The sequence below is a fragment of the Leisingera sp. F5 genome, assembly GCF_001593695.1.
The window spans coordinates 1-4,164 of the sequence record NZ_LUKH01000182.1; the positions used below are offsets into that span (position 1 = coordinate 1).

Annotated in this window: 5 protein-coding genes; 2 read left to right on the forward strand and 3 right to left on the reverse strand. The window is 58.6% G+C overall.

Features of this window, described 5'->3' with window-relative positions:
• On the reverse strand, nt 1-325 hold a 325-nt coding region (locus A2I95_RS26845; protein WP_291734822.1), incomplete at its 3' end, for an ATP phosphoribosyltransferase regulatory subunit.
• A 202-nt stretch (nt 326-527) separates the two neighbouring features.
• On the opposite strand from A2I95_RS26845, the gene A2I95_RS26850 reads away from it, so the two are divergent.
• Together A2I95_RS26850 and A2I95_RS26855 are read left to right on the forward strand one after the other, a co-directional pair.
• Nucleotides 528-722, forward strand: a complete 195-nt coding sequence (locus A2I95_RS26850; RefSeq protein WP_027258246.1) for a SlyX family protein — start codon at nt 528-530, stop codon at nt 720-722.
• Between the two features lie 110 nt (nt 723-832).
• Nucleotides 833-1,456, forward strand: a complete 624-nt coding sequence (locus A2I95_RS26855; RefSeq protein WP_027258245.1) for a hypothetical protein — start codon at nt 833-835, stop codon at nt 1,454-1,456.
• Between the two features lie 211 nt (nt 1,457-1,667).
• Here the strand turns inward: A2I95_RS26855 and A2I95_RS26860 are convergent, their stop codons facing one another.
• The gene (locus A2I95_RS26860) at nt 1,668-2,483 is read right to left on the reverse strand and encodes a hypothetical protein (RefSeq protein WP_291734824.1); all 816 of its coding nucleotides are present in this window, start codon (nt 2,481-2,483) and stop codon (nt 1,668-1,670) included.
• Nucleotides 2,484-2,527: 44 nt separating this feature from the next.
• A partial coding sequence (locus A2I95_RS26865; protein ID WP_367152716.1) for an OB-fold nucleic acid binding domain-containing protein occupies nt 2,528-4,164 on the reverse strand: 1,637 nt, incomplete at its 5' end.

Consider the following 4,164-nt stretch of genomic DNA (forward strand, 5'->3'; position numbering starts at 1 on the left):
GATCATTGCGGTGCTGGGCATAGACCCGCGCCAAAGGGGCTGTCAGGTCATAGCGCAGCGCCATCCAATCCCCGTTTCCGTCGTCCTCGGTTTCCTGCCAGGCAAACACTCCCTCGTTCGGGCGGTCCACATCGGGCAGAAACTTGCCCAGCGCCTCAACGGTTTCCACCGCCGCGCTTTCAAGCGCCTCAAACCCGTAATGATGATACACACCCGCGATGGCCCGCAGCATCTCGCTGCGCTGGGTCACCTCCGCACCGAAATAATCACGGAACCCCTTCGGCGTCTGCGCCTTGGGGCGGGGCTGTTTCTTCACTTTGGCCATCTGAGGCCTCCTCACGGATAGCGGTTTCACTCGCCCGGCGGTCTAGCGGAAGCGGGCCGCAACAGCAAGAAGGAGCCGCGGGAGGCAATGCCGCAGGACGCAATTTCCGATGGTTCGCCCGGCCCTCGTTTCTATGCAGGAACCATGGACCTTGGACGTCAACAGGACTATCTATGCGCATCCGAAATAAAAGGCCTGAACCATGCAGCACCTGGAAGAGCAAATCGCCCATCTGACCCGCAGCGTGGAGGAGATGAGCGACGTGATCGCCCGCCAGCAGCGAGAGATCGACACGCTCACCCGCCGCGTCGCCATGCTGATGCAGCGCGAGGCCGAGCGCCAGCAGGACAGCGGCGGCGGCGTGGTCTTCGCCAACGAGCGGCCGCCGCATTACTGACCCGGCACCACTGGCCGCAGCCCAAACCGCCGGTTTCCCTTGATCCCCGCGCCGTCCCCGCGCAGGCTGTCACTTGTGTATTTTGTGACAAGTGATTGGGGGACACGGCCATGGCACCGTCCAACGACCCGGTGGAGTTCGTCGAAAAAGGCGTCAGCAAGCTGCATGCCCGCATGCTCTACTACCTGAAAACCGTCTGGAAGCGCATCCGCGCCCTGCTCACCCCGCTCAGCAAATTCCTGAAAAACCTGATCTCCGGCGCCAAGTCGCTGGCAAAAACCGTTGGCAAGACCGCGGTGAAACAGGTGACCTCCGCCGCCCAGTTCATCCTGAAGCTGATAGACCGGGTGGAACAGGTGCTGAAAAGCCTGGTGAAACTGGGCAAGCGCATCCTCGACACCATCCGCAAGAACGCCGACCGCACCCGCGTCATCCGCATCCTGAAAACCGTGATCCGCAAATACGTCGAGATGATCCGCCAGGTTTGGAGCTGGATCCGCGAGATTTGGGACGAGCTCGGTGTGCTCGATACCGCGCTGTCGGTGATCAGCCGCTTTGCCTCCGTCCTGCAGCTGGTCTTTCGCTGGATCCGCGACCTGACCGGCATCCTGGGCGCGGTGAAAAAGGTGAAATCACTGCTGAAGAAAGTCCTGAAGACCCTGCGGCTGGAGGTCAAGGAGGCCATCCGCCTGCTCAAGGACGTCGCCAAGCTCCCGGTGCCCAAGGAGGCCTAACTGCACTCCCGCCATGAACGGGCCTGCGGCAGCCCGTGGGCTGGCGCCTCAACAGGTGTTCGGGGCAGTTTATCCCGGCCAAACCGGTACGACTTCTCCGGCGGAGCACCCAGCCTTGCCATTGCGCCAGCCCGCCCGAACGGGCTGCCGCAGGCCCGGGTCGCTCCGCGCCGTTGTTCCGGGCCAATTGTGACAGTTCAAGGTGGTTGATCTATTCTTTAGGGCTGAGCAAATTGGAAAGCAGGACTTTATGATGACGCAGAAGTTGTCCAAACAGATGGGCCGGGCATTCCAGAGAATCCCTCTTCAAAACATTTCGACAATACGCTGATAGGCGCAGTTGCAGTACGATCTCGCTTTCATCAAAGAACACTGGTTTGTTTGCAGCACCCTCTTTATCCGTAAAATGAAAGTCTAGCGTAGTCACATAAGGATGCGCCCCCAGGGAGGCCGGAACATTGTACTTCAAACAGTCAAGCTGATCTTCGATGGACATACTGGTGTCCACAACTGCAGCAAAAGCCCAAACAACGTTATTAACGCTTGCTTTCCACTTTCCGTAGCAACTCGTTCCCAAATGCGTTAAACCTTCTTCAAACAAGGCCTTAATTCCTGGATTAGCCTCTGCCATAGAAGTTTCGATATGACTCAAATGAAGAAGGTTACCTTTCTTCAGATTCTTCGAGGAAAGGTCTTCAAATAGTATTAGGTAGTTTGCTTCGCCACTAACTTGCGTCTTTGAGGAAAACCAATTTTCTGCAGATCCAACCATCTGGACATCGGCATCGGCATTTTCGGATAGAAACTTAAGACGCGAAATTGCGCTGAATGAAGTCGCCAAAGGTACGTCGCCAGCCAGTTCCACTGAAATCCCCGACCTCCAATGTGTCAGTGTGGGAATATTTACGTTGTGAAGAATGTACCTATCTGTCAAATATCTTTGGTCAGAGGAAATTTCGCCGCCACGCACCAATGATGCGCAAAAGACGAAACACATCACAGCAATTCTAAAAGATAGCTTCTTCAAATTTCTTTCTTCCCAGTTCGATTGAGAGAATTGAAGGTTTCCCCTCAAATCTCCTCCACATCCAACACCCCGTCCAGCGACTTCAGTGCGCCCTTGATCTGCGGGTTGATCGGGAATGCCTGGCCCAGATCCATCTCCACGTCCCCGGGCAGCGCGGGGTCCTGCAGGTACATATATACCTCGCCGCGCGCGGCGTTGCGGGCAGCGGATTTGGCGTCCTCCAGCACCTGCGCCACGGTGCCCACGGCAGCGGCATCGCTTAAGTAAACCCGCAGGGAGCTGCGGCCGGCATCGGCAATGGCGGAATCCACCGGACCAACCGAGCGGACCAGCAGTTTCAACTGGTCGCTTTCCATTGTGGCTTCGGCGGTGATCACCACCTTGGCGCCGGTCTCAAGGAACTCGCGGGATTTTTCCAGCACTTCGGAAAACAGCGTGACCTCAAAGGCGCCCGACGGGTCCGACAACTGGGCAAAGGCAAAACGGTTGCCGCGGGCTGACTTGCGCTCCTGCCGCCCTGCGACCACGCCACCCATCTTGGCCATGAACGGGCCGCGCTCGGCCTTGGCGGTGACCTCGTCCAGCGTCATCACATCCTTGCGCTTCAGCGCCGGCATGTAATCGTCCAGCGGGTGGCCCGACAGGTAAAAGCCGATCGCCTTGAATTCCTCGCTCAGCCGTTCGGCAGGCAGCCAGTCCGGCACCGATGGCAGCCGCGGCTCGGGCAGATCCTCACCTGCCTCGCCGAACAGCGACACCTGGCTGGAGTTGCGCTGGTCATGCACGGCGGCGGAGTAATCCACCAACGGGCCGAGGCTTTCAAACACCCGGCGGCGGTTGGGGTCCAGCTGATCAAACGCGCCGGCCCGCGCCATCATCTCCAAGGGCCGCTTGCCAACCCTTTTGAGGTTCACCCGGCGGGCGAAGTCGAACAGGTTCACAAATACCCGCCCTTGACCATTCTCCGGCCCGCCCTCATCGCGCGCCTCAGTGACCAGCCGCATCACGTCAACACCGACGTTCTTCAGCGCGCCCAGCGCATAGACCAGCTCACCCTTCACCACGTTGAACGTCGCCATCGAGCGGTTGACGCAAGGCGGCACATATTTCAGCCCCAGCCCTTTCTTCACCTCTTCAAAATAGATCGCCAGCTTGTCGGTCAGATGGATATCGCAGTTCATGACGCCGCCCATGAACTCCACCGGATGGTTCGCCTTCAGCCAGCCGGTCTGGTAGCTGACCACCGCATAAGCTGCCGCGTGGGATTTGTTGAAACCGTAGTTGGCGAATTTCTCCAGAAGGTCGAAGACCTCAGAGGCCTTCTTGGCAGGCACACCGTTTTCCGCCGCGCCCTTTTCAAACTTCGGACGTTCGGCGTCCATCGCCTCCTTGATCTTCTTGCCCATCGCCCTGCGCAGCAGATCGGCGCCGCCCAGCGAGTAACCGGCCATCACCTGGGCAATCTGCATCACCTGTTCCTGATAGACGATGATGCCCTGGGTTTCCTCCAGGATATGATCGATCAGCGGATGCACCGACTGAATCTTCTTCAGCCCGTTCTTCACCTCGCAATAGGTCGGGATGTTCTCCATCGGACCGGGCCGGTACAGCGCCACCAGCGCCACGATGTCCTCGATGCAGTTGGGCTTCATGCGCTTCAGGGCATCCATCATGCCAGTGG

What these genes read in the sequence shown, in the direction of transcription:
- A2I95_RS26850 (WP_027258246.1), top strand. Translation starts at nt 528, where the DNA reads ATGCAGCACCTGGAAGAGCAAATCGCCCATCTGACCCGCAGCGTGGAG.
- A2I95_RS26855 (WP_027258245.1), top strand. Translation starts at nt 833, where the DNA reads ATGGCACCGTCCAACGACCCGGTGGAGTTCGTCGAAAAAGGCGTCAGC.